20 protein-coding genes are annotated in these 26,048 nt (G+C 73.1%); all 20 read right to left on the minus strand.

From position 1 onward, the window contains the following. Window positions 1–51 precede the first annotated feature (51 nt). On the minus strand, window positions 52–585 hold the full coding sequence (locus ACFQBR_RS29440; RefSeq protein ID WP_267948945.1) for an arginine repressor: 534 nt from the start codon (window positions 583–585) through the stop codon (window positions 52–54). Beyond that, window positions 582–1,529, minus strand: coding sequence for an ornithine carbamoyltransferase (argF, locus tag ACFQBR_RS29445; protein ID WP_267948944.1), 948 nt, complete (start codon window positions 1,527–1,529; stop codon window positions 582–584). The genes ACFQBR_RS29440 and argF overlap by 4 nt, the downstream gene beginning before the upstream one ends. Then, window positions 1,526–2,734 carry an acetylornithine transaminase gene (locus tag ACFQBR_RS29450; protein WP_344183852.1) on the minus strand — a complete coding sequence of 403 codons (1,209 nt, stop codon included), beginning with the start codon at window positions 2,732–2,734 and terminating at the stop codon, window positions 1,526–1,528. The genes argF and ACFQBR_RS29450 overlap by 4 nt, the downstream gene beginning before the upstream one ends. Then, window positions 2,731–3,735, minus strand: a complete 1,005-nt coding sequence (argB, locus tag ACFQBR_RS29455; RefSeq protein ID WP_267948942.1) for an acetylglutamate kinase — start codon at window positions 3,733–3,735, stop codon at window positions 2,731–2,733. The genes ACFQBR_RS29450 and argB overlap by 4 nt, the downstream gene beginning before the upstream one ends. Beyond that, on the minus strand, window positions 3,732–4,508 hold the full coding sequence (locus ACFQBR_RS29460; RefSeq protein WP_344183850.1) for a bifunctional ornithine acetyltransferase/N-acetylglutamate synthase: 777 nt from the start codon (window positions 4,506–4,508) through the stop codon (window positions 3,732–3,734). The genes argB and ACFQBR_RS29460 overlap by 4 nt, the downstream gene beginning before the upstream one ends. Window positions 4,509–4,526: 18 nt before the next feature. After that, entirely contained in the window at window positions 4,527–5,555 is a 1,029-nt protein-coding gene (argC, locus tag ACFQBR_RS29465; protein ID WP_267950313.1) for an N-acetyl-gamma-glutamyl-phosphate reductase, read from the minus strand. Between the two features lie 149 nt (window positions 5,556–5,704). After that, window positions 5,705–7,150, minus strand: a complete 1,446-nt coding sequence (locus ACFQBR_RS29470) for an NAD(P)/FAD-dependent oxidoreductase (protein ID WP_378554909.1) — start codon at window positions 7,148–7,150, stop codon at window positions 5,705–5,707. A gap of 165 nt (window positions 7,151–7,315) precedes the next feature. After that, a complete protein-coding gene (locus tag ACFQBR_RS29475; RefSeq protein WP_267948939.1) occupies window positions 7,316–7,810 on the minus strand; it encodes a MarR family winged helix-turn-helix transcriptional regulator in 495 nt (164 codons plus the stop codon). A gap of 244 nt (window positions 7,811–8,054) precedes the next feature. Continuing rightward, window positions 8,055–9,281, minus strand: a complete 1,227-nt coding sequence (locus ACFQBR_RS29480; RefSeq protein WP_344183861.1) for an aminotransferase family protein — start codon at window positions 9,279–9,281, stop codon at window positions 8,055–8,057. A 485-nt stretch (window positions 9,282–9,766) separates the two neighbouring features. Then, window positions 9,767–12,256, minus strand: coding sequence for a phenylalanine--tRNA ligase subunit beta (gene pheT, locus ACFQBR_RS29485; protein WP_344183848.1), 2,490 nt, complete (start codon window positions 12,254–12,256; stop codon window positions 9,767–9,769). Continuing rightward, on the minus strand, window positions 12,256–13,374 hold the full coding sequence (gene pheS, locus ACFQBR_RS29490; protein ID WP_267948937.1) for a phenylalanine--tRNA ligase subunit alpha: 1,119 nt from the start codon (window positions 13,372–13,374) through the stop codon (window positions 12,256–12,258). Before pheS ends, pheT begins: the two co-directional genes overlap by 1 nt. A gap of 178 nt (window positions 13,375–13,552) precedes the next feature. Beyond that, window positions 13,553–14,791, minus strand: coding sequence for a sensor histidine kinase (locus ACFQBR_RS29495; RefSeq protein WP_378554910.1), 1,239 nt, complete (start codon window positions 14,789–14,791; stop codon window positions 13,553–13,555). A gap of 533 nt (window positions 14,792–15,324) precedes the next feature. Next, entirely contained in the window at window positions 15,325–16,167 is an 843-nt protein-coding gene (locus ACFQBR_RS29500; protein WP_267948936.1) for a TrmH family RNA methyltransferase, read from the minus strand. A 28-nt stretch (window positions 16,168–16,195) separates the two neighbouring features. Then, on the minus strand, window positions 16,196–16,567 hold the full coding sequence (rplT, locus tag ACFQBR_RS29505) for a 50S ribosomal protein L20 (RefSeq protein ID WP_267948935.1): 372 nt from the start codon (window positions 16,565–16,567) through the stop codon (window positions 16,196–16,198). 168 nt (window positions 16,568–16,735) lie between these two features. Further along, a complete protein-coding gene (rpmI, locus tag ACFQBR_RS29510; protein WP_267948934.1) occupies window positions 16,736–16,930 on the minus strand; it encodes a 50S ribosomal protein L35 in 195 nt (64 codons plus the stop codon). Between the two features lie 183 nt (window positions 16,931–17,113). Then, window positions 17,114–17,698 (minus strand): translation initiation factor IF-3, encoded by a 585-nt coding sequence (gene infC, locus ACFQBR_RS29515; protein ID WP_276567191.1) that lies wholly within the window; start codon window positions 17,696–17,698, stop codon window positions 17,114–17,116. A gap of 405 nt (window positions 17,699–18,103) precedes the next feature. After that, entirely contained in the window at window positions 18,104–18,925 is an 822-nt protein-coding gene (locus ACFQBR_RS29520; protein WP_267948933.1) for a shikimate dehydrogenase, read from the minus strand. After that, window positions 18,925–21,639: an endolytic transglycosylase MltG gene (gene mltG / locus ACFQBR_RS29525; protein WP_352983337.1), complete on the minus strand. Its 2,715-nt coding sequence runs from the start codon at window positions 21,637–21,639 to the stop codon at window positions 18,925–18,927. The genes ACFQBR_RS29520 and mltG overlap by 1 nt, the downstream gene beginning before the upstream one ends. Continuing rightward, window positions 21,639–22,124, minus strand: a complete 486-nt coding sequence (gene ruvX, locus ACFQBR_RS29530; RefSeq protein ID WP_267948931.1) for a Holliday junction resolvase RuvX — start codon at window positions 22,122–22,124, stop codon at window positions 21,639–21,641. Before ruvX ends, mltG begins: the two co-directional genes overlap by 1 nt. Window positions 22,125–23,306: 1,182 nt before the next feature. After that, complete coding sequence (gene alaS, locus ACFQBR_RS29535; protein WP_344182844.1) at window positions 23,307–25,976, minus strand: alanine--tRNA ligase; 2,670 nt, start codon at window positions 25,974–25,976, stop codon at window positions 23,307–23,309. Between the last annotated feature and the right edge of the window lie 72 nt (window positions 25,977–26,048).

Here is a 26,048-nt window from a genome sequence, read left to right on the forward strand (position 1 = left end):
CCGCCGGGGTGTCTCCTGCCGGGACGCGCGGTCCCGTCCGCGCGGTCGCGGCTACGGTCTGCGGTCCGCCAGCCGCAGGAGGGCGGCGGCCAGCTCCTCGCCCCCCTGGGGGTCGCGGGAGATCACCATGATGGTGTCGTCCCCCGCGATGGTGCCCAGGATGGCGTGGAAGTCGGTGTGGTCGATGGCCGACGCCAGGTACTGCGCCGCACCGGGCGGGGTGCGGACGATCACCATGTTGGCGGAGGCCTCCGCCGAGACCAGCAGGTCCTCGGCCAGACGGGTGAGCCGCGCGCCGGAGACCTGTTCGAGGTCGAGGCTGTCGGGGCGGGTGCGCTGGAGGCGTTCGCCCCCCTCGCCGGGGAGCACGTACGCGAGGTGGCCCGCGGCCGTGCGGAGCTTGACCGCGCCCAGCTCGTCCAGGTCCCTGGACAGCGTGGCCTGGGTGACCTGGACCCCGGCCTCGGCGAGGCGCCGGGCCAGCTCGCCCTGGGACCGGACGTCCTCCCGGGTGAGGACGTCGGTGATCCGCGCGTGCCTGGCCGCCTTGGTCATCGGCGCGCTGCCGCCGATCTCCCCCGTCATCGCTGTTCGGGGCCGGGCGCGTCACTGGATTCGAGCAGGAAGGCGAGGAGCGCCTTCTGGGCGTGGCGGCGGTTCTCGGCCTCGTCCCACACGACGCTGCGGGGGCCGTCGATGACCTCGGCCGAGATCTCCTTGCCCCGGTAGGCGGGCAGGCAGTGCAGGACGATCGCCTCGGGTGCGGCGGCGGACAGCAGAGCGGTGTCGACGATGTAGGGGCGGAAGGGCGCCTCGCGGTCGCCCGCCTCGTCCTCCTGTCCCATGGAGACCCAGGTGTCGGTGGCCAGGACGTCGGCGCCGTCCGCGGCCTCCCGGGGGTCGGTCGTGACCGCGACCGACCCACCGGTCCGCTCCGCGATCCGGGCGGCACGGGCGAGCACCCCGGGGTCGGGACGGTAGCCGTCGGGGGCGCCGACGCGGACGTGGAGTCCGGCGGTCGCGCCGCCCAGCAGGTAGGAGTGGGCCATGTTGTTGGCGCCGTCGCCGAGGTAGGCGAGGGTGAGCCCGGCCAGGCTCCCCTTGTGCTCGCGGATCGTCTGGAGGTCGGCGAGGATCTGGCAGGGGTGGAACTCGTCGGTGAGCGAGTTGACCACCGGGACGGAGATGTGGGCCGCCAGGGTCTCCAGGTCCTTCTGGGCGAAGGTGCGCCAGACGACGGCGGCGACCTGGCGCTCCAGGACCCGGGCGGTGTCCTCCAGGGGTTCGCCGCGGCCCATCTGGGTGCTGCCGGAGTCCAGGACGAGCGGGCTGCCGCCGAGGTCGGCGACGCCGACGCTGAAGGACAGGCGGGTCCGTGTGGACGGCTTGTCGAAGATCAGGGCGACGGTGCGCGGGCCGGCGAGCGGCCGGTGGCCGAAGCGGTCCTTCTTCATGTCGTCGGCGAGGTCGAGGACCCTGGCCTGCTCGTCCGGGGTCAGGTCGTCGTCGCGCAGGAAGTGGCGGGTCACTGCTGCTCCTTCGTCGCCGCGGCCTCCGCCGCGTCCAGGATGGTCGGCAGTGCCTCGATGAACACGCCGATCTGTTCGGGGGTGATGACCAGGGGCGGGGCGATCCGCACCGCGTCGGGGGCCACCGCGTTCACGAGGAACCCGCGGACGGCGGCCTGCTCCTGGACGTGCGCGGCGTGCGGGCCGGACAGCTCCAGTGCCCGCCACAGCCCGCTGCCGCGCTGTCCGGCGAGCAGGGGGTGGTCGATGCCGTCGAGCTGTTCGGCGAGCAGGTCGCCCATGACGGCGGTGTGGGCCAGCAGCCCCTCGTTCTCGATGGTGTCGATGACGGCGAGGGCGGCGGCGCAGGCGACGGGGTTCCCGCCGAAGGTGGAGCCGTGGTCGCCCTTGTGGAAGGCGTCGGCGTAGTCGCCGAAGCCGACGCACGCGCCGATGGGCAGTCCGCCGCCCAGGCCCTTGGCGAGGGTGAGCACGTCGGGCCGCACGTCCTCGGACTGGTGGGCGAACCACGCGCCGGTGCGGCCGATGCCGCTCTGGATCTCGTCCAGGACGAAGGCGGCGCCCGTGGCGTCGCAGATCTCGCGGACGCCGGCGAGGTAGCCCTCGGGCGCGGGGACGACCCCGGCCTCGCCCTGGGTGGGCTCGGTGAACACGGCGACGCAGGACCCGTCGACGGCGTCGCGGAGCGCGTCCAGGTCCCCGTGGGGGACGAAGCGCACGTCCATACCGAACGGCCCGAAGGGCTCGCGGATGGAGTCCTTGCCGGTGAGGGCGAGGGAGCCGGAGGTGCGTCCGTGGAACCCGTGGGACGCGGCGACGAAGTAGTGGCGTCCGGGGCCGGCCGCGCGCTTGACCAGCTTGAGGGCGGCCTCGTTGGCCTCGGTGCCGGAGTTGGCGAAGAAGACCTTGGCGTCCCCGCCGAGCAGCCCCACGAGGCGCTCGGCGAGTTCGACCTCCCGCTCGTGGACGAACAGGTTGCTGGTGTGGGCGAGGGTCGCGGCCTGGTGCGCGACCGCCTTGACCATGGCGGGGTGGCCGTGTCCGAGGCTGGACACGGCGATCCCGGCGATGAGGTCGAGGTACTGGCGCCCGTCGGCGTCGTAGACCTCGCAGCCGCGGCCGAGGGTGAGGACCACGGGCGGGACGCCGTAGTTGGGCATGAGCGAGGCGGCGAAGCGCTCGCGCAGGGTGGAACTGCTGGTCACTGTGCGCCTCCTGCGTTCGTGACGGCGGTGGTGGTTGCGGTGTCGGCGGTGTGCCCCGGACGCGGGACGTGTCCGTTTCCGGTGAGCCCGGCCTCCAGCCTCTCGTCGGCGACCATGGTGCCGACGCCCTGGTCGGTGAAGACCTCCAGGAGAAGGGAGTGGGGCACGCGGCCGTCGATGATGTGGGCCTGGGGGACGCCGCCCTCGACGGCGTGCAGGCAGGCCTCCATCTTGGGGAGCATCCCCGACGAGAGGGAGGGCAGCAGCTCCCTGAGCTCCTCGACGGCGAGTCTGCTGATCAGCTCGGTGTTGGCCGGGAAGTCGGCGAACAGGCCCTCGACGTCGGTGAGCACGATGAGCTTGCTGGCGCCGAGCGCGACCGCGAGGGCGGACGCGGCGGTGTCGGCGTTGACGTTGTAGACGCCGCCGTCGTCCGCGCGGGCGACGCTGGAGACCACGGGGATGCGGCCGTCGGCGATGAGCGCCGCGACGGCACCGGGGTGGACCTCGGTGATCTCGCCGACGCGGCCGATGTCGACCGCCTCCCCGTCCACCTCGACGCTCTTGCGCTCGGCGACGAGGAGGTTGGCGTCCTCCCCCGACATGCCCACGGCGAAGGGTCCGTGCTGGTTGACGAGTCCCACGATCTCGCGGTTGACCTGGCCGGTGAGGACCATGCGGACGATGTCCATGGCCTCGTCGGTGGTGACGCGCAGTCCGGCGGTGAAGGTGGACTCGACCCCGGCCAGGGCCAGCTGTGCGCTGATCTGGGGGCCGCCGCCGTGGACCACGACGGGGCGCAGGCCCGCGTAGTACAGGAAGACGATGGACTCGGCGAAGCGGACCCGCAGCTCCTCGCTGATCATGGCGTTGCCGCCGTACTTGACCACGACCGTGCGGCCGTGGAAGCGGGAGAGCCAGGGCAGGGCCTCGATGAGGTGGGACGCCTTGTCGATGGCCTGGGCCTGGTCCGCTGTCGGATGTGCTGAGCGCGCGATCATGTCGGGTTCTCGTCGGTGTCGGGGGTGTCGGCGCCGACCTGGGCGGCCAGCTCTGCGAGCACCTCGGTGAGCAGTGCGGCGAGGGTGTCCTCGTCGGGAGTGGTGCCGCTGGCGCCGCTGGCCATGAGCAGCACCGTGTCGTTGGTGGCGGTCAGCGGGCCGAGGGTCTTGCCCGCGGCGTCGGCGAGCAGGCGTCCGCACTGCTCACCGGTGATGTCGGCGTCGGTCGTCAGGACGTACAGCCCGGTGGAGAGGGAGGCGTCGGGGCCCTTGGCCATGGCGCCGACGGTGTGGCCGTCGGCACGCCTGAAGGCGATCTTGACGACGGTGTCCGTGGTGCGCACGGCGTCGGCGGCGTGCAGCCCTCCGCTCCGGCCGGCCTCGGCCACGGCGGCGGTGAGGCCCGTCCGCACGGCGTCCAGGGGGAGGCGGGCGCCGACGGGCCCGGCCGAGCACAGGACGATCTCGGCGGCGGAGTCGCCGAGCAGGTCCGCGGTGTGCTCGGCCAGGGCGTGGGCGTCCTGGAATCCGAGGGGGCCCGTGCCCGCGTTGGCCCCGCCCGAGTTGAGGGCGGCGGCGCGCACGCGTCCGCCGGAGACGACCTGGCGGGTCCACAGGACCGGGGCCGCCGGGTCGGCCGAGCCGGTGAGGACGGCTCCCGCGGCGCGGGAGGGGCCGTCGTTGATGACGACGGCGACGTCCCGGGCTCCGTCCGCCCTCACTCCGGAGACGACTCCGGCGGCGCGGAACCCGAGGGGTGCGGTGACGCTCACGGTGGTGTGGTCCTCGTCCTAGGGGGCGACCGCTGCGAGCGGCAGGCCGGCGGTCTCGGGCAGTCCGAGGGCGATGTTGGTGCTCTGGACGGCGCCGCCCGCGGTGCCCTTGGTGAGGTTGTCCAGGGCGGCGACCGCCACCATGCGGCCCGCCGCGGGGTCGACGGTGACCTGCACGAGGGTGGTGTTGGCGGCCAGTGTCATGGCGGTGCTGGGCCAGGTCCCCTCGGGGAGCAGGTGGACGAAGGGCTCGTCCGCGTAGGCGGTCTCGTAGGCGGCTCGGACCTGGTCGGCGGTGGTGCCGGGGCGCAGGGGCGCGGTGCAGGTGGCGAGGATCCCGCGGGGCAGCGGCGCGAGGACCGGGGTGAAGGAGAGCCGGACCGGCTCGCCGGTGACGGCGGTGAGGTTCTGGACGATCTCGGGGTTGTGCCGGTGGGCGCCGCCGACCCCGTAGGGGCTGAGCGCGCCCATGACCTCACTGCCCACGAGGTTGGGCTTGGGCGCCTTGCCGGCGCCGGAGGTTCCGGTGACCGCGACGACGGTCAGGTCCGGCTCGACGAGCTGCTCGGCCAGTCCGGGGAACAGGCCCAGGGTGGCGACGGTGACGTGGCAGCCGGGAACGGCGACGCGGCGGGCCCCGGCGAGCCGGTCGCGCTGCCCGGGGAGCTCCGGGAGGCCGTAGGGCCAGGTGCCGGCGTGGGGGGTTCCGTAGAAGCGTTCCCATGCGGCGGCGTCCTCGAGGCGGAAGTCGGCTCCGCAGTCGACGACGAGGACGTCGTCGCCGAGCTGCTGCGCGATGTCGGCGGACTGGCCGTGCGGCAGCGCGAGGTACACGATGTCGTGTCCGCTCAGCGCGTCGATGTCGGTGGGGGCCAGGACGCGGTCGGCCAGGGGCAGCAGGTGCGGCTGGTGTCGGATGAGCGGGGTCCCGGCGTTCTTGGCGGCGGTGACCGCGCCGATCTCGATCTCGGGGTGGCCGAGGAGCAGTCGGAGCAGCTCGCCCCCCGCGTAGCCGCTGGCCCCGGCGATCGCCGCGCTGTATCCCATGCCGCTCCCCCTCGTCTCGTCTGACTGGACTATCATGCATCCCACTGCAAATTTATGCAACCCAGTTCGGAGCGCCCCCCGGGAGGAGGAGCGGGACCGGGGGAAGGAACGGGACGCGGCACGGGGCCGCCGGGCGGCTCCGTGCGGTCTCAGCGGCGTGCGATGCGGGTGGCGATGCCCGCGAGGCGGGAGGTGTGCCCCTTGTCCTCGGTCCGGGACTCGCGGCGGTCCGCGGTGCGGTAGAGGCCGTGGACGACCCTCGTGCCCGCCCAGCGCAGGGGCTCGGGCTCCCAGCCCCGCACCTGGTGGCCGACCCACGGCAGGCGGGTCAGCTCCGTCCGGCGGCCCAGGACCAGGTCGCGCAGCGTGCGGCCGGCGAGGTTGGCCGCGGCCACCCCGCTGCCCGCGTATCCGCCGGCCCAGCCCAGGCCGGAGCCGGTGTCCATGTGCACGCTCGGGCACCAGTCGCGCGGGACCCCGAGCAGCCCGGACCAGGCGTGCTCGACGGGCACGTCGGCCACGTCGGGGAACATCCGGGTGAGTGCGCGCCACAGGTCGGCGATCTCCTGCGGCGGGGTGGAGCCGTCCTGGCCGGCTCCGGGGCGGTGCGGCACCCCGCGTCCGCCGATGGCGATGCGGTCGTCCGCCGTGCGCTGGGCGTAGACGTAGGCGTGGGCCGCGTCCCCCAGGACCTCGCGCCCCTCCCAGCCGATCTTCTCCCACAGTTCGGCGGGCACCGGCTCCGTGACGATCATCGAGGAGCGCATGGGGATCCACTCGCGGCGCTGACCGCGCAGGGCGGAGGTGAAGCCCTCGGTCGCGCGGACGACGTGGTCGGCGGTGACCGTGCCGTGGCCGGTGACGACCGCGGGGCGGGCCGCGCCCCGACGGGGCCGGATCTCCTCGACCGCCGTGTCCTCGAAGATGTCGACGCCCAGGCCGGCCACCACCCGGGCCAGACCCGTGACCAGCTTGGCGGGGTGCACGCGCGCGGCGTGCGGGGAGTGGGCCGAGGCGACGGCCCCGGCCACGGACAGCCGCGGCTCGTGGTCGTGCGCGAGGAGGTGGATGTCGTCGGGCCAGTAGCCCCACTCCTGGAGGTACTCGATCTCGGCCGTCAGGCGCTCCTGCTGCGCCGCGTTCGTGGCGACCAGGCGCATGCCGCCGCGCACGAGGTCGGCGTCGACCCCCTCGGCCTCCGTGACGGAGACCACCTCGTTCACGGTCTCCATCATGACCCGCTGGAGGGCGATCATCGAGGACTTGCCGTGTGACTGCGCGTAGCGTTCGCGGGAACCGGAGAACTCCGCCGAGAGCCACCCTCCGTTACGACCCGAGGCGCCGAACCCTGCGAACTCACGTTCGACGACGGCCACCCGCAGATCCGGCTGCGCCTTCTTGAGGTAGTAGGCGGTCCACAGGCCCGTGTAACCGGCTCCGACCACGCAGACGTCGTAGTCGGCGGCCCCGGGGAGGGACGGTCTGCGCTCGGGGAGCCCGATGTCCCGGAACCAGAAGGAAACGCCCCCGTTCGCGAATCGTGAGGACCGGGGAATCGGCCTCATCTGCGCCGCAGTGGTGAACGGTCTCATCATTCCCCCCGGAACCTTGCGTGCCCACGGCCCATCCCCGCGCGGGACCCACGAACTCCCGCCAACCTACACGGGAACGTCGATCCATGGGATGTTTCCCCTCCGCCCCGTGGACGCGCCCGCCCCGTGAGCAAGGCTTCGGTTACGCAGCGTTCTGACACGCGGTACTCATTCTCCACACGAGCTGTCACGGAGAGTACGCGCGATGACCGCGAGCTGCCGGACCCCCTCGGCTCCCAGAGGTGCGAGCACGTGTTTGCGGAGCCTCTCGACGTGCCTGGTCCGCGCCCTGCCGATGAAGTCCAGTCCCTGCTCGGTGAGCGCGGCGTAGACGACCCGGCGGTCGGAGGAGCAGTTCTCCCTCATGAGGTAGCCCTCGCGCTCCAGCCGGTCGGCGAGCTTGGTGAAGCCGCCCGTGCTCAGGCTGACCTCGCGGGCCAGTCGGCTCATCGGCAGGCGGTGCCCGGGGGTGCGCTGGAGCCGGATCAGGACCTCGAACCACGGCCCCGCCATGTCCTTGCCGTCCGGGGTTATACCGCCCAGGAGCTTGGGCTCGACGACGTTCATCGCCTCGTGGACCAGGCCCCAGGCGGTGATGAGGTCGTCGTCGCCCGGCGTGTCGTCGCCCGCGCCCGCCGCGGCGTCGATCGGCTGTGTCGTCATGGCCCACTCCCTGTCCGTCCCGGGGCGGACGCCGATGCGCATCTCACCCTCAAGAAATATCTTCCCAGTAAACATTACTCGAAGTCTGAGATGTGGCACAGGTTTTTTCCGCGGATACGCGTCACGCCCGGTACGTCGGCGCGACGTACCAGGCGTGGTGGTCGGGAACGGACCCCCTCGGGTGCGTCCCCCTCGTCTTCGACCGGGTCCCGCCGCACCCCCCGGATGGGGCGGGACCCGGTCCTCAGTGGCGGGCGGCCACCGCGTCCAGCGCGGCGGAGAGCGTGGAGACCAGGTGGTCGATCTGCTCCCAGGTGATGACCAGTGGCGGCGAGACCAGGAGCGACGTGGGGATCGCGCGCACGATGACACCCCGGGCCCGTGCCTCGGCGAACACCTCGGCCGTGGTGATCCCCCGGCCGCTCAGCGCCTCCTCCGTGAGTTCGACCGCACCCATCACGCCGACCCCGGAGCGCACCTCGGCCACCAGCGGGTGGGAGGCGAGCCCCTGCAGGGCGACGTCCAGGTGCCGCTCCACCTCCAGCGACACCGTGAAGAGGTCCTCGCGCTCCAGGATGTCCAGGTTGGCCATGGCCGCGGCACATGCCGTCGGGTGCCCGGCGTAGGTGGTCCCGTGCATGAACGCGTTGCCTTCGCCGTTGTAGAACGGGTCGGCCACGCGTCCGCCGACGACGATGCCGCCCAGGGGCAGGTAGCCGCTGGAGACGCCCTTGGCGAACACCACCATGTCCGGGCTCACCCCGAACCGCTCGATACCGAACCAGTTGCCCAGGCGGGCGAAGCCGCAGATGACGCTGTCGACGACGAACAGCACGCCGTACTTGTGGCAGATCCGGGCGACCTCGGTGAAGTAGTCCTCCCGGGGCGGGTAGACGCCGCCCGAGCCGATCACCGGCTCCGCGAAGTAGGCCGCGACCCGCTCCGGCCCCACACGCAGGATCTCGGCCTCCAGCGCCGCCGCCGAGTCGTGCGGCACCACCGAGGTGTCCTCGACCACCCTGCCGTAGCCGTGGCGGAAGCGGTCCATGCCGGAGATGCTCGTCCCGAAGCCGTGCAGCCCGTGGTAGCCGCCGGTCCGGCTGATGAGATGCGTGCGCCCGGGCTGTCCCGTGACCGCCCAGTAGCGGCGGGCGAGCTTGGCGGCGGTCTCGATGGCCTCCCCGCCCCCGGAGGTGAGGATCACCCGGGGGTCGGCGACCGGCGCGTGGGCGGCCAGTCGTTCGCTGAGCTCCACGGCGGGGCCGTTGGAGAAGTCCCCGTAGACGGTGTAGGCGTCCAGGGTGCTGATCTGGCGGTGGACGGCGTCCGCGATCTCGGTGCGTCCGTGCCCGACGTTGCAGTACCAGAGGCTGGCCGTGCCGTCGAGGTACCGGTCCCCGGACGCGTCCCACAGCCACACGCCCTCGGCGCGGGCCACCATGAATTCGGGGCCCCTGGCCACGGTGTTCATGTCGCAGAACGTGTGCCAGAGACGGCTGGGCTCCCCGTGTTCCTTGGGAGTGAGCGCGGACGAGACAACCGTTTCGGTCATATGGCGACCTCCGAGCCGTGTCATGCGCAAGCGCGCAGCGGAAAACTCAGGTTGATCCGACCTGCACCGGGCGCCCGGGTGCGGCAGGTGCTTGCAGGCTAAGCTTGCGACCCACCTCACAGCAAGAGCCAAAACGAAGATTCATGCCCCGAAACCCAAACTTCATTCCGGTTACCCGGGGGGATTGGCACCAAAACCCTTACTGGGCTGGAAAAACAGGGCTGAAAATAGTCTGGAATCCGGGCTCCCCCACGAGGCGTTTCGCCACAGGCGAGCCGCGGTGACGACGTCCCGCAGCACTGTCTTAACACAGAGGAGCGGGGCCGGTCACTCCCTTCACGGAAGTGGCCGGCCCCGCCTCCCGGCGCCCGGGAACGGGTCCGCCGACCCGGGCGCCGCGGTCGTCAGCCGCGCAGGACGGCGCCGGTGCGCTCGGCCGCCAGGGCCACGGCGGCGTCGCGGGCCGCGCCCGCCTCCTCCGCCGTCAGCGTCCGGTCCCCCGCACGGAACCGCAGGGTGAAGGCGACGGACTTGCGCCCCTCCCCGACCTGCTCCCCCGTGTAGACGTCGAACAGCCGCACGCTCTCCAGCAGCTCGCCCGCGCCCTCCGCCAGGGCCGCGCTGACGAGGCCGACCGGGACCGACGCGTCCACGGCCAGCGCCACGTCCTGGGTGGCGACCGGGTAGGTGGACACCTCGGGGGCGACGACCGGCGGGCGGGCGCGCTCGATCCGGTCCAGGTCGACCTCGACCGCAGCGGCCCGCTCGGGCAGCCCGAACGCCTTCACCGTGCGCGGGTGGAGCTCGCCCGCGTGTCCGACGAGCAGGCGCTCGCCCCCGACCCGCACGTAGAGCGCGGCGCAGCGGCCCGGGTGCCAGGGGGCGTGCTGGTCGGCCTCGACCTCCAGCTCGACCCCGGCGGTCCGTGCGACGTCACGGGCGGCCTGGACCGCGTCGGCCCACGTCGCCGCGCGGCCGGGCCCCCACCATCCGGCCCGCTCGAAGTCGCCGGCCAGCACCGCCCCCACACGGCGCGGCTGCTCGGGCACGGCCGCGTCGATCTCGGCGAGCTCGTCGGCCCCCGGACCGCGGTCCACCGGCAGCAGCGGGGCCCGGCCGGCCCCCTGGCGGGGCCGGTAGACCAGGCCCGTCTCGAACAGCGCCACGTCGGCGAAACCCCGTCCCACGTTGCGGGCCAGCGCCTTGAACAGGCCCGGCAGCAGCGTGGTGCGCAGCAGCGGCTCCTCCTCGTTGAGGGGGTTGGCCAGGCGCAGGGCGGCGCGGCGCCCGTCGTCGGCGGGGAGCTGGAGGCCGTCGAGGTCGCGCTCGCCCACGAACGGGTAGTTGAGCACCTCGTGGTACCCGGCGTCGGCGAGGGTGCGGCCGACCGCACGGCGCAGGCGCTGCCCGGCGGTGAGTCCGCGCCCGCTCCTGGCGCGCGGCGGGATCGAGGGGATGTTCTCGTAGCCCTCGAAGCGGATGACCTCCTCGGCGAGGTCGTTGGGGTCGGTGAGGTCGGGCCGCCAGGAGGGCGGGGTGACCCGGAGGAGGTCGCCCTCCTCCTCGACACGGCAGCCGATGCGCCGCAGCCACGTCCGGGCGGTGCCCTCGGGGTAGTCCACGCCGGCGACGGAGCCCGCGTGCGAGGCCCGCACGGTGACGGGCTCGCGCTCGGCGGTCCGGTCGATGTGGGTGTAGGCCGTCTCGACCGCGGCGCCGCCCAGCTCGGCGAGGAGTTCGGCCGCGCGCGTGGCCGCGACCAGCTGTACGGCGGAGTCGACGCCGCGCTCGAAGCGGCGGGAGGACTCCGAGGACAGCTGGTGGCGCCGCGAGGCGCGGGCGATGTGCATGGCGTCGAAGTGGCCCGCCTCGACCAGCACCTCCGTGCTGGTGGAGGAGATCTCCGTGGTCAGGCCGCCCATGACGCCGGCGATGTTGACCGGCCCGCTGTCGTCGGCGATGACGATGTCGTCGGGGTCGAGGGAGCGCTGGACGTGGTCCAGGGTCTCCAGCTTCTCCCCCGCCCCGGCGGCCCGGACCCGCAGCGGACCGCGCAGGGCGGCCCGGTCCCAGGCGTGCAGGGGCTGCCCGAGCTCGAGCATCACGTAGTTGGTGACGTCGACGGCCAGGGAGATCGGCCGTACGCCGCTCTGGTGGAGGCGGCGCTTCATCCACAGCGGGGTGGGCGCGCCGGGGTCGAACCCCGTGGCGCCGCGCAGGACGTAGCGGTCGCACAGCGCCGGGTCGACCTCGGCCGCCGGGCCCTCACCGGTGGGTGCGGCGACGGCGACGTCGGCGGGGTCGCGGAAGTCCACCCCGTAGAGGGCGGCGGTGTCGCGGGCGACGCCGCGCAGGGACAGCGCGTAGCCCCGGTCGGGGGTGACGGCGATGTCGAGAACGTCCTCGCGCAGGCCCAGGGGGCCGATGGCGTCCTCGCCCGGGGCGCCGAAGCCCTCGGGGAGCACGATGATGCCGCTGTGGTCGTCCCACAGGCCCAGCTCGGAGGCCGAGCAGATCATGCCCGCGGACATCCTGCCGTAGGTCTTGCGCGCTCCGATCCGGAACCCGCCGGCCAGCTCCGCCCCGGGCAGGCTCGTGACGACGAGGTCGCCCTCCGCGAAGTTGCGGGCGCCGCAGATGATCTCCTGCGGCTCGCCGGTGCCGTTGGCGTCGCCGACGTCCACGCGGCAGTGGCGGATGGGCTTCTTGAAGCCGGTGAGCTCCTCGATCTCCAGCACACGGCCGTAGACGACGGGGCCCTTGACGTCGGAGCCGAGCTCGTCGACGGTCTCGACCTCCAGGCCGGCCAGGGTCAGCCGGTCGGCGAGGGCGCGCGCGGTGACGTCGGCCGGGAGGTCGACGTACTCACGCAGCCAGGAAAGGGGGACGCGCATCAGTTCTCACTCCCGAACGCCGAGGTGAAGCGGATGTCGCCCTCGACCATGTCGTGCATGTCGCGCACGCCGTGCGCGAACATCAGTGTCCGTTCGATTCCCAGGCCGAAGGCCCAGCCGCTGTAGACCTCCGGGTCCACTCCGGCGGCGGTGAGCACGCGCGGGTTGACCACTCCGCAGCCGCCGATCTCGATCCAGCCCTCGCTGGAGCAGGTACGGCACGGTGCGTCCGGGTCTCCCACGGACGCGCCGCGGCAGACGAAGCACTCCATGTCCACCTCGGCGGAGGGCTCGGTGAACGGGAAGTAGGAGGCGCGGAAGCGGGTCCGCAGGCCCGCCCCGAACATGTTCTCGACGAAGGCGTCGATGGCGCCGCGCAGGTGCGCGAGCGTGATGCCCCGGTCGACGACCAGGCCCTCCAGCTGGTGGAAGACCGGACTGTGGGTGGCGTCCAGCTCGTCGGTGCGGAAGGTCTTCCCGGGGGCGACCACGTACACCGGCAGCTCGCGCGACAGCAGCGCGCGGACCTGCACCGGCGAGGTGTGGGTGCGCATGACCAGGCCGGACTCGCCGCCGTCGGGCCCCTCGACGAAGAAGGTGTCCTGCATGGTGCGGGCGGGGTGGTCGGGCTGGAAGTTGAGCGCGTCGAAGTTGAACCACTCGGCCTCGACCTCGGGGCCCTCGGCGACCTCGAACCCCAGGCCGACGAAGATGTCGGCCATGCGCTCGGCGACGGTGGTCAGCGGGTGGCGGGCGCCGCGCGGTGCGCGGTCCCACGGCAGGGTGACGTCGACGCGCTCCTCGATGAGGACCCGCTCGTCGCGCTCGGTCTCCAGGACGGCCTGGCGGGCCTTGAGCGCCTGGCCGACGTCGCGGCGGGCACCGCCCACGCGCTTGCCCGCGTCGGCCTTCGCGGCCGGCGGCAGGGCGCCGATCTCCCTGTTGGCCAGGGCCAGCGGGGAGCGGTCCGAGGCGTGTGCGAGCCGGACCTCCTTGAGTTCGGCGAGGTCTCCGGCCGCCTCGATGGCGGCCAGCGCCTCCTCGCGCATGCGGGCGACCTCGTCGGGGTGCAGGGGGGTCACCTCGACCGGGTCGAAGGAATTGTTCGGTGCAGACATGGTTGGTTGCCTCGCCGCCGTTCCCCGCCAAGGGGTCGGGCGGCAGTCACGGTCCGCGACGGGGCGGACGAAGCCGACAGAAGAGCACAGGCGGATGTCGAGCATGCCCGGGTAAGGACCTGTTGCCGGGTCCGGGACACGCCGTGGAGCCCACCGGGGGCGCTGGAGGTCTGAGGGCTCAGACGAACTCGGGCGTCCCGGCGGGCATGGTAAATCGGAACTCCGCGCCGCCGCTGGGGGCGCGTCCGACGGTGATCGTGCCGCCGTGGGCCTCGACGAGGCCCTTGACGATGAACAGGCCGAGGCCGGTCCCGCTCCGGCGCTTGCTGCGCCAGAACTGGCGGAAGACGCGCGGAATGGTCTCGGGCGCTATGCCCTGGCCTTCGTCGCGCACCGACACCGCTGTTCCTCCCTCGCACGGCTCGATCACGATACTGACAGTACCAGCGCCGTGCCGCACCCCGTTTTCGACGAGGTTGGACAGTATCTGGTGGAGTTTGTCGGAGTCGATCCACATCTGCGGGAGCTCTCCGCGGGCCTCGACCCGGAAGCGCTCCTCCGACTCGCCCGCCGCGACGTATCCGGCGACGACCCGGCGCACGGCGCCGGGGAGGTCGACGACCTGGCGGCGGATCTCCAGGCGCCCCGACTCGATGCGGGACACGTCGAGGAGGTCGTGGATGAGGCGGGTGACGCGGTCGGCGTCGGCGTTGACCGTCTCCAGCATGAACAGCTTCTGCTTGTCGGTGAGCCTCTCCCACTTGGTGAGCAGGGTGGAGGTGAAGCCCTTGACGCTGGTCAGGGGGGAGCGCAGTTCGTGGGCGACCTCCGACACCAGGTCCGCGCGGCTGCGCTCGGCCCGGGTGGAGGCGTCGCGGAGGGTCAGGACCAGGCGGACGAGCTCTCCGCCGGGCCGCGCCCGGACGTAGCGCGCGGCGACCAGTATCTCGCGCTCGTCCGGCAGGAAGAGGGCCCGTTCGGGCTGGCGGACGCGGTCGCGGGCGCCGCCGTAGGGGTCGCTGGCCTCCCACCAGTCCTGGCCGTCGTGGCCGACCAGGGGCAGGACCGCGCGGTAGTCGCGGCCCAGCGCCGCGTCGGTGGGGACGCCGGTGAGCTGCGCGGCCTGGGTGTTGAAGAGGACGACGCGGCCGGCGGCGTCGGCGACGACGACCCCGTCGGGCAGGTCGTCGGCGTGCAGGGGGGCTCCGGCGAGGCCCGCGGAGGCCCCGGCGACGTCCATGAGGGCGACGGAGGGGGGTTCGTTCCACGGTGCGGGGCCGGTCCGGGGGGAGGCTCCGCGTGCCGCGGCCGCCTCGGCGGAGGCGGGGTCGGCTCCCTGCCCGGGGTCGTCCGACGGGTGGGCGGCTCCGCCGCCCGAGTCCTCCGCCGGGTGATCCGCCTTCCGGCCGCTGCCCACGCCTCTCCCCGCTCCCCTTGAAGGTCCACGACCACAGGCTCCTGGGCCGAGGACCGCTGACCGGCCGTGTCCGCGAAACACCGCGGACACCACCGCAGGTTGTCTACCCTGCACTTCCACCCGGTACGCCTTGCGGCCCGGGTCGGGGCGTACGACGGGGGACGAGCGTACAAGCACCCTCCGCGAGCACCGCCGCCCGGGAACAGGCATCGTCGGCCCTCCCGTGCGAGGTCTGCTCACGCGGTGTCGTCAACCCTGCCCGGTGACGGCGTGCCGCACGGCGCCCCGCCCGCGGCGCGGACAGGGCGGCCCGGGTTCGCGCACGACGCGCACGAACCTCCGTGATCCTGGTCAGACCCTATCTGCACTCGGGCCCCGTGCACGTGCATTTCGGGTGGAAGGGGCAGACCGTGACCGCTCGCTCACAGGGAGCGGATGGGGTGGAACACCCGTCTTCGGCACCCCCGGGGTCGATTACCCGGAGTGATGAACCGGTGTATGAGCTGGCATGATCCGATGGCCCCGGGCCGGGGTCAGGAACGTCTCTGCTGCCGTGCGGTGGTGTAGAGGCACACCGCGGCGGCCGTGGCCAGATTCAGGCTTTCGGCCCCGCCGTAGATCGGAACGCTCACCGCTCCGTCCGTCAGGGCGACGATGTCCTCCGGCAGGCCCCAGGCCTCGTTGCCGAACACCCATCCGACCGGACCGTCCAGGTCACCGCCGTCGGCGACACCGTGGAGGTCCCTCGTTCCGCCGCCGTCGGCGGCCCACACCCTGGCGCCCCTGCCGTGGAGGAAGTCCACGGCGCTCGCCACCGGCACGCCCACGACCACGGGCAGGTGGAACAGGCTCCCGGCGGAGGCCCTCACGCACTTGCCGTTGTAGGGGTCGACGGAGGCGTCGGTGAAGATGACGACGTCGGCCCCGGCCGCGTCGGCGGTGCGCAGCACCGTGCCCGCGTTCCCGGGGTCCCTGACGTGGGAGAGGACGACCGCGAGCCGGACGTCGCCGATCTCGCTCAGGGGGACGTCGACGAACTCGCAGATCGCGATGATCCCCTGCGGGGTCACCGTCTGGGCCAGCTCCGACATCACGTCCAGGCTGACCCTGTGGGTGGGGACGCCCGCCTCCCGGGCGGCGTCCACCAGATCGATGTGGCGCTGCATGGCCTCCGCCGTGGCGTAGACCTCCACCACACCGGGGGCGGTCCCGCCCCGGGGGGACCGCCCGCCGTCCGCTGCGGCGAGCGCCTCCCGCACGGCCTGCGGCCCCTCCGCGAGGAAGCGCCGCTCACGTTGGCGGAAGGTGCGTTTGGCGAGCCGCCGAACCCCCTTGATCCTGGGTGACCGGATACTCGTGAACTCGTGGCTCGCCATCGCTACTCGCTGCTCAGTCCTGGACCGGTTACGCGGCGGCCTCGGTGGGGAGGGCCTTCTTGGCCGACTCCACCAGGGTCGCGAACGCGGCCTCGTCGTTGACGGCCAGCTCGGCCAGCATGCGACGGTCGACCTCGATGCCGGCCAGCTTCAGGCCCTGCATGAAGCGGTTGTAGGTGAGGCCGTTGGCGCGGGAGGCAGCGTTGATGCGCTGGATCCACAGGCGACGGAACTGCCCCTTCCGGTCCTTGCGGTCCCGGTAGGAGTAGGTCATCGAGTGGAGCATCTGCTCCTTGGCCTTGCGGTACAGGCGCGAACGCTGCCCGCGGTAGCCGCTCGCCCGGTCGAGAACGACCTTGCGCTTCTTCTTGGCGTTGAGAGCCCGCTTCACGCGTGCCACTGTGACTCCCTCGTTGTGTCTTCCGGCGCGCGCGGCGCGCCGAACGGCCCGGCTCTGAGAAGCCCGGCGGCCGTGTTCGCTTCGGGTTGTCCCCTCCCGGGGGCCGTCACCGTGCCGGCTGGACCCCGCACGTGGGCGCTTCCGGGAGGGAGGGGAAGGTCCTCGGTCCTACTTGCCGAGAAGCTTCTTGATGCTCTTGGTGTCCGCGGGAGAAAGCACGGCCTCGTTGCCCAGCTTGCGCTTGCGCTTGGAGGTCTTGTGCTCAAGGATGTGGTTCTTGTTGGCACGGCGGCGCATGATCTTGCCGGAGCCGGTGACCTTGAAGCGGTCCTTGGCCCCACTGTGGGTCTTGTTCTTCGGCATGTTCGCCGTGTCTCCTACTCCGTCGGCGTGCCACCCGCGCGAGGCGGACGGCACGGTTCTTCCGCTGCTACAGCGGGGACCCCTGCGCGCCGGTACTCCGACGCATCCTGGCCGTGTCCGCACAGCCCACCCCACCACCCGGTGCCTTCCCGGCGTCCGGGCGGTGGGGGACTACGTCCGCCGCTAGACGGCTTCGTCCTGCTCGCGGCGGGTCTTGTCCCCCGCCGCCGCACGGGCCTCGGCCTTGTGCTCGGACCGCCGCTTGTGCGGACCGATCACCATGACCATGTTGCGGCCGTCCTGCTTGGGCTGCGACTCCACGGTGCCGAGGTCCTGAACGTCCTCGGCCAGCCTCGCCAGCAGTCGGCGGCCCAGCTCGGGGCGGGACTGCTCGCGGCCGCGGAACATGATCGTCACCTTGACCTTGTCCCCGCTCTTGAGGAACCGGACGACGTGACCCTTCTTGGTCTCGTAGTCGTGCGGATCGATCTTCGGGCGGAGCTTGATCTCCTTGATGATCGTGTTCGACTGGTTCTTGCGCGATTCGCGGGCCTTGACCGCGGACTCGTACTTGAACTTGCCGTAGTCCATCAGCTTGGCGACCGGCGGGCGCGCGGTCGGCGCGACCTCGACCAGGTCGAGGTCGGACTCCTGGGCCAGACGCAGGGCGTCCTGCACGGAGACGATTCCGACCTGCTCACCGTTGGGTCCGACGAGACGGACCTCGGGCACCCGGATGCGGTCATTGATACGGGGCTCGGCGCTGATGAGACCCCTCCCTAGCTTTCTCGGATTACCTGGGACCGACCGTCCGCCAGGCGGCGGACGATCTGTTCGACCGGGCCGCCCGAGTCCGTCGGGCCACCCGATAGCGTCGGGGTCCCCGTAAAGCGAAAACCCCGCCAGCGTGTGCAAGCGGGGTGATCCGATCGGATATTCCCGGCGAGGGGCACCGCGCGCGCCGAACGCCCCGGACAAGGGCGTCCGACGAAAAGAGCGCGAGCTCTCCATCGCCAGAACCGGAACCTGCGCGAGCCGTACCCGGCAGGTGGGAGGATCATCTCCGCTTGCGGCTCCGGTGTGAGACACACCGGACCAAGTCGATTACGTTCCCAATATAGCAGCAGACGGAAGCCTGTCGTCCCGTGTGCGCGATCTCCCGGCCGGACGCCCTCAGGACGCCTTCCTGCGGGCCAGTTCGGCCTCGCCCGCTGCGCGCATGGCCTCCACCGGGACGTCCGCGGTCCCGGTCATCAGCCGGACCTGGGCGACGGCCTGGTGCAGCAGCATCGGGAAGCCGCCCACGGTCCGCCCGCCGCGCGAGGCGACCGCCTCGGCGGCGCCGGTGGGCCAGGGAGCGTACACGACGTCGAACAGGTCGGCCCGCGATCGGGCGAGGCGCTCGGCGTACCGGTCCGCGGCCCCGGAGGGCAGGGAGGAGACCACCAGGTCCGCGTCCAGGTACTCGTCGATCGCGGACAGCGGGGCGACCTCCACCGGGTGGCCGAGCCGCCGGGCCGCCGCGGTCACCTCGCCCGTCCGGGCGGTGTCGCGGGCCAGGACGGCGACCGCCGAGGCCACCCCCAGCAGGCGGAGCGCGGCGACGGCGGACGCCGCCGTGGCCCCCGCGCCCAGCACGACCGCGTTCCGCGGCGCGACGCCGGCCTCGGTGAGGGCGGCGGCGATCCCGGCGACGTCGGTGTTGTGAGCCTCCCAGCCCGCGCCCCGGCGGACCAGGGTGTTGGCGCCGCCGACCTGGCGTGCCAGGTCGGTGACCGTGTCGGCCAGGTCCAGCGCACGGCGCTTGAGGGGCATGGTCAGCGACAGCCCCGCCCACTCGCCGCCGAGCCCGGAGAGGAAGGGGGCGAGCCCCTCCTCCCCGCACTCGTACAGGCCGTAGGACCACCTCTCCAGCCCCATCTCCGCGTAGGCGGCGGTGTGCAGGACCGGGGAGAGGGAGTGCGCGACCGGGGATCCGAGGACTGCGGCGCGCACTACTCGCCGCCTCCCCAGGTCTCCTCGAACCTGGCCTTGAGCTCGTTGAACTCCGCCTCCGTGGAGGCGAACTCGGTGACCCCGTTCTCCGGGTCGGTGGCGACGAAGTACAGCCAGTCGCCCTCCGCCGGCTCGAGGGCGGCCTCGATGGCGTCCTCCCCCGGGGCGACGAACGGGCCGGGGGGCAGACCGCTCTTGTGGTAGGTGTCGAACCCGCTGGTGTCCGCCTCGCACTGGGCGAGCTGGTCGTTGTTCAGCGCGATGCCGTACTCGCCGATGGCGTAGAAGCAGGTGCTGTCCATGCCCAGGTTCATGCCGATGTCCAGGCGGTTGTAGATGACCCGGGAGATCATCGGCATGTCCTCGGCCTTGCCGCTCTCGGCCTGGATGATGGACGCCATCGCCATGATCTCGTTGGGGTCGTAGCCGGCGCCCTCGGCCCGCTCCTCCAGCTCCATCTCCTCGGTGACGTTGCGGTGGTGGGTGACCATGGTCTTCAGCATGGACATGGCCTCGGTGCCCGGGTCGAACCGGTAGGTCGCCGGGAAGAGGTAGCCGGCGGACCCCTCCGTCGCGTAGTCGGGGAGTCCGAGCTCGTCGGTCTGCTCGTGCGCCGCCTGGAGCTCCTCCAGGGGGACGCCGGTCCGGTCGGAGAGTTCCTGGAGCACCTGCTCGTTGCGCAGGCCCTCCCGGATGGTGACCTGTCCGCCCAGGCGGCTCTCGGGGTCGAGCAGTGCGGCCACGGCCGCCTCGCCGCTCATCCCCTCGGCCAGGGAGTACGTGCCGGGGACCAGGCCGTCGCCGATCTCGTCCTCGGGGACGGCGTCCAGGGCGTTGACGAAGGCCCGGGAACTGGCGACGACGCCCTGGTCGGCGAGGTTGCCCGCGATGGCGGAACCGCTCTCCCCGTTCTCGATCACGAACACGACCTCGCCGCTGCCCTCGCCGGAGAAGTCCTCCGGGAAGACGTAGGTGCGCATGACGACGTAGCCGCCGCCCCCGACCACCAGGATCAGGACGAGGACCAGGACGATCATCAGGCCCTTGCTCATGCCGCGGCGGCCCCTGCCCCTGCGGTTCGCGTTGGCGCGGGCCCGCTTGAGCTCCTTGGCCTTCCTGCGGCTGCTGCGGCCGCCGCCGTAGGCCTCGGCGATGTCGGCGAGCGCGGGCTCCTCGTACTCCTCGACCTCCTCCTCGGGCTCCTCGGCGCGGCGGCCGCCGCGCCTGCGGCGGCTCCGGCGGCCCGCGGGCTCCCCGTCCCCGTCGTCCACGCCGCGCCTGCGGCGGCTCCGGCGGCCGGCCGGTTCTGACTCGGGCTCCTCCTCAGGTGCGTCCGTCCCCGGGTCGGCGTCCTCCTCCCCGTCGGGGGCGGCGTCCGCCTCGGGGGGCGCCTCCTCCACCGGGGCGCCCCGCCTGCGGCGGCGCCCGCCGCGGCGGCTCCGGGGGGCCTCCTCCACCTCGTCGAAGGCGCCGGAGGACGCCGCCTCCTCCGGCTCGGGGTCGCGGACGGCGCCGCGGGTCTCCTCCTCGTCGCGCTCGGCGCGCGCACGGCGGGCGCCGCGGCGGCGGGTCGGCCCGGGCACTGCGGCGAACGCGCCCGTGTCGGCGGAACCGGTCAGGCCGGGGAAGCTCCCCGAGTCGAAGGCCCCGCTGTCCTCGGGCGCGTCGTCCAGGAACCCGCCGGTCGGCTCGTCGTCGCGACGACCGCGCTTGCGCCGGCCCCTGCGACCGGCCGGCTCCTCCTCCACCGGCATCGCACCGGTGTCGGCGGAACCCTCGTCCACGGGAGCGCCACGACGGCGCCGACCGCCCCGGCGGCCCGCGGGCGGCTCGGAGGCCGGGAGCGCGCCGGTGTCCGCGGGGCCCTCGGTACGCGACCGGCCCTCCGGGGCGAAGGCCCCGCTGTCCTCGGGCGCGTCGTCCAGGAACCCGCCGGTCGGCTCGTCGTCCCGGCGACCGCGCTTGCGCCGGCCCCTGCGACCGGCCGGCTCCTCCTCCACCGGCATCGCACCGGTGTCGGCGGAACCCTCGTCCACGGGAGCGCCACGACGGCGCCGGGGCTCGGGTTCGGACCCGGCCTGGCTCCGGCGCCCGCGCCGGGGCGGGGGTTCGTCGGCGGCGCGGTCCCGGGGCCGCGCGGGCTCGTCGGCGGGACGGGCGGGCGCCGAGGGCGCGCCCAGGTTGGCGAGCGCCGCGAGCGCGTCCTGGGTCGGGTCGGCGGCCGGACCGCGGTGCGCGCGGGAGGGGTCCTGCGGCTGTGCGCGGTCCCCGGTCCCCGGCTCGTCGGCGCCCCGCGACCGGTTGGCTCCGGAGCGCGCGGCCCGCCCTCCGCGCAGGGCGTCGGCGGCTCCCGTGCGGCGGGGCTGTCCAGGCGGGGGCTCGGCCGGCGGCTCGGCCCGGCGCCGGCGCCCGGGGGGCGGGGCGTCGGGGCTCAGCGGGTCGTACTCCCCGTCGGCCCGGGACGCGTACCCGTGCGTACGGAACTCGCCCGTGGAGTTCCCGGTACGGCGGAACCCGCCGGTGCCCGCACCGGGGTCGGCGGCGTCGGGAGCGGTGGGGGCGTCGCCCCGTGCCGGGGGCTCAGGACGCGCCCGCCGTCCGCGTGAGGGCGGCTGGGCGGGCAGCGGGTCGCTGAGCGGGTCGTAGTCGTAACCGCGCTCGCGTTCGTTACGTCCACGATAGGGATTATCGGGGTAGTCATCCCTGTCGTTCATCATTCTCCCTGGCTGGAGCGGACGATCTCGCCCGGGGGCTGGCCTGTTGACCGTTCCTGGTCCAAGGCGCTCTGGAGCAGGACGGTGGCCGCCGCCTGGTCGATGACCGACCTGCGGGCCCGACCGCCTCTGGCCCCCTTCTTCGCGAAGGAGGCGCCGGAGAGCAACTGGCTCTGCGCGGTCACCGTGGTGAGGCGCTCGTCGACCAGGCGGACGGGGACGGGGTACAGGTGTACGGCGAGTGCGTTGGCGAACTCCCTGGCGGAGCGGGCCGCGGGGCCCTCCTCGCCCGAGAGCGAGGCCGGGTAGCCCACGACGACCTCCCGCGCCTCGCGCTCGAGGACCAGCAGGGCGATGCGCTGCTTGTCGCCCCGGCCGCGCGGGATGGTCTCCACCGGGCTCGCGAGAGTACCACTGGGGTCGCTGGCGGCCACTCCGATGCGGGCGTTGCCCGGGTCGATGGCCAGTCGCACACCGTGCCTCAAGAGGACCTCTTCCCCGGACCGGGGTTGATGCGCGGGCGGGCCGTGCCGTCGGCGGCACGGCACCGCTGCTGGGGAATCCTCAACACGGTGGTCCTGTTCGTCAGCTGGATTGCGGGAAGCTCCGCACAGACAGCCGTGTGATCGGCTGTGACGCGCCACAGTATGCCCGATTCGATGACAGTGCGCAGCCTCGGCGGCGCTCGTGGGCGTCCGGGGCCGCTGCCCGTGCCGGCGGTCCCGTGCGAGGGGGTCACGACGGGGTTCGGGTCGGGCGCGTTCGCTTCGAGTGTAAATCACACTCGTCCCGCCGCGGGGCGCTGCGGGTCGCCGGGGCCCTCCCCCTCCTGTGCGCTCACCCACGGGTGGACCCCTCGCACGTCCCGCTTCCGGCGGTGGCGGCGCCGGAGGCCGGCGGGGCCGGACGGTCGGGGTCCGGGACCGCCACGAGGGGCCTCCCGACGGTCGGCGGAGCGGTCTCCGACGTGCCGGACGCGGCCGGTGAGCTGGGGCGGACCCGGGTTCCGGAGCCGGTCCCGGAACGGGTTCGGAAGCGGGGCCGGGGCCGGTCGGCGGCGCCGGCGGCACGGCCCTCGGCGGCGGTGGCGGGGAGCCGGGCCCCCGCTCCGGCCGGAGCGGCCGGGTCCGGGGCCGTGAGCAGCGCCACGGCCGGGCCGATCGGAACCTGTTTTTGCAGGACCATCCTCATAGTCACAAAGAGTTACATTACAGAGGCCTATGTGACTATGCGTGATTTCGCCGTCGTGTCCCGTCTGCGCCCCCGTCACGGGGCGGCGGAACGGAGCCGGGACGGTGCGCGGTACGGCGGCGGTTGCCGCGGGCCCGGGACGCGGTGCGCGGTACGGCGGCGGGCCCGAGCCGGTGCGCGGGGCACGGAGACGGGCCCCGGCGGCGGGCGCCGCGGGCGAGGGAACCGCGGGCGGCGCGTGGACGGCGGAGCCGCCCGGGGCCACGCGTGGACGACCGGGGGCGGTACTGGCGCCCGTGCGGTGCGGATGGCGGCGCGGGCACTGCGGCCGGCGCGGGGAGCCGGTGCGCGGCGGGGGTCGTCCACAGGCGCGGCCTGGGGGTTTCCCGGCCGCCCCGCGCGTGGTCCCCTGAAATCGGGGGGACCTCCGCGCGGGGCGGCACGGTCATGCCCTCCGGCCGCTCGGCCCGCGTCTCCTAGGCGCCGGCGACGCGCGCCTCCACGGCGCGCAGCGCCTCGTCGACCTTGGACGGGTCGCTGCCGCCGCCCTGCGCGATGTCCGGCTTGCCGCCGCCACCGCCGCCGAGCGCGCGTGCCGCGACGCCCACCAGGTCGCCCGCCTTGATGCCCGCCTTCTGCGCGGCCTTGTTGGTCGCGATCACCACGACCGGGCGGTCCTTGGGCACGGCGGTCATGGCCACGACCACCGGCTCCTCCTCGCCCAGGCGGCCGCGCACGTCCAGGACCAGCGTGCGCAGGTCGTCGCCGCTCGCGCCCTCGGGGGCGGAGGCCGCGACGACCAGCGCCGCCCCGTGGCGGCGGGCGCCCTCGGCGATGGACCCGGCCGCCTGGAGCACCTGGGCGGCCCGGAGCTTCTCGATCTCCTTCTCCGCGGCGCGCAGGCGGGAGACCATCGAGTCGATACGCTCGGGCAGCTGCTCGCGCGGCGTCTTGAGCTGCTCGGACAGCTGGCCGACCAGCGCCGACTCCTTGGACAGGCGCTTGAACGCGTCCACTCCCACCGCCGCCTCGACGCGGCGCACACCGGAGCCGATCGAGGACTCGCCGAGGAGCTTCACGATGCCGAGCCGGGCCGTGGAGGGGACGTGGGTGCCGCCGCACAGCTCGACGGAGTAGTCGCTCATCTCCACGACCCGCACGCGGTCGCCGTACTTCTCGCCGAACATGGCGAGCGCGCCCATCTTCAGCGCCTCCTCCAGGCTCTTCTCCTCGGTCCGCACCGCGATGTCGCCGGCCAGGACCGTGTTGACCTCCTCCTCGACCTCGGCCAGGCGGTCGCCGCCCAGCGCGGTGTCGGAGGTGAAGTCGAACCGCAGCTGGCCGGGCCGGTTCTCCGAACCGGCCTGGCCCGCCGACGGGCCGAGGGCGTTGCGCAGCGCGGAGTGGATGAGGTGGGTCGCCGAGTGGGAGCGCTCGATCGCGTGGCGGCGGCCCGTGTCGATGGTCGCGTGCACCACGTCGTCCAGGACGACCTCGCCGGAGCGGACCGTGCCGCGGTGCACGAACAGGCCCGGGATCGGCTTCTGCACGTCCTCGACGTCCACGACGCCGCGTCCGTCCACCGTCAGCGTGCCCGTGTCGGCGAGCTGGCCGCCGCTCTCGGCGTAGAACGGGGTGCGGTCCAGGACGATCTCGACCTTCTCCCCCGCGCGGGCCGCGGGCGCCGAGACCCCGCCGACGACGATGCCCTTGACGTGCGACTCGCTCTCGGCGTCGGAGTAGCCGAGGAAGTCGGTGGACCCGGCCCCCTCCAGGAGCTGCGCGTACAGCGAGATGTCGGCGTTGCCGAGCTTCTTCGCCTTCGCGTCCGCCTTGGCGGTGTCCTTCTGCTTCTGCATCAGCTCGCGGAAGGAGGCCTCGTCCACCGTCAGGCCCTGCTCGTCGGCCATCTCCAGCGTGAGGTCGATCGGGAAGCCGTAGGTGTCGTGGAGCTGGAAGGCGTCCGACCCGGAGAAGGTGGTGCCGCCCGCCTGGCGGGTGCGCTCGGCCGCCCGGCCGAACAGCGCGGTGCCCGCGCGCAGGGTGTCGGCGAAGTTCCTCTCCTCGGTGTCGATCACACCGTGGACGACGTCGGCCTTGTCGAGCAGGTCGGGGTAGATGTCCTTCATCGCGTCGATGCTGACCTCGGTCAGCTCGTGCAGGAGGAAGGCGTCGTCGCCCGACAGCAGGCGCAGGTTGCGGATGGAGCGGCGCAGGATGCGGCGCAGGACGTACCCGGCCTTCTCGTTGCCGGGCTTGACGCCGTCGGCGACGAGCATGACGGCGCTGCGCACGTGGTCGGCGACCACGCGGAGCATGACGTCCTGCTCGTGCTTGTCGCCGTAGCGCGTGCCGGTCAGCTCCGCCGCCCGGTGCAGGACGCGGCCCATGATGTCGGTCTCGTAGATGTTGTCGACGCCCTGGAGGACCGCCGCGAGGCGCTCGAGGCCCAGGCCGGTGTCGATGTTCTTCTTGGGCAGGTCGCCGAGGATCGGGAAGCCGGTCTTGTCGCCGCCCTCACCCCGCTCGTACTGCATGAAGACGAGGTTCCAGATCTCGATGTAGCGGTTCTCGTCCGCCTCGGGACCGCCCTCGGAGCCGAACTCGGGCCCCCGGTCGTAGAAGATCTCGGAGCACGGGCCGCAGGGTCCGGGGACCCCCATCGACCAGTAGTTCTCCTCCATCCCCATGCGCTGGATGCGCTCGGGGCGCACCCCGACCTTCTCGCGCCAGATCTGCTCGGCCTCGTCGTCGTCGAGGTAGACGGTCACCCACAGCTTCTCCGGGTCGATGCCGAAGCCGCCGTCCTCCACCGGGGTGGTGACGAGCTCCCACGCCAGCGGGATCGCCTGCTCCTTGAAGTAGGACCCGAAGGAGAAGTTCCCGAGCATCTGGAAGAAGGTCGCGTGCCGGGAGGTCTTGCCGACCTCCTCGATGTCCTTGGTGCGGATGCACTTCTGGACGCTGGTGGCCGTGGCGTAGGGGGGCGTGCGCTGACCCAGGAAGAAGGGCTTGAACGGGACCATGCCTGCGGGGACCAGCAGCAGCGTGGGGTCTTCGGCGATGAGGCTTGCCGAGGGCACCACGGTGTGTCCGTTCTTCTCGAAGAAACTGAGGAAGCGGCGCGCGATCTCTGCCGTCTCCATTGATGCCCTCCTGTGCTCGGCTCCGCCGCCGTGGGCGACGGGTCGTCCCTGCGCGGGACCGTCTGACGCGTG

The organism is Nocardiopsis tropica, assembly GCF_042660575.1.
Classification (GTDB): Bacteria; Actinomycetota; Actinomycetes; order Streptosporangiales; family Streptosporangiaceae; genus Nocardiopsis; species Nocardiopsis tropica.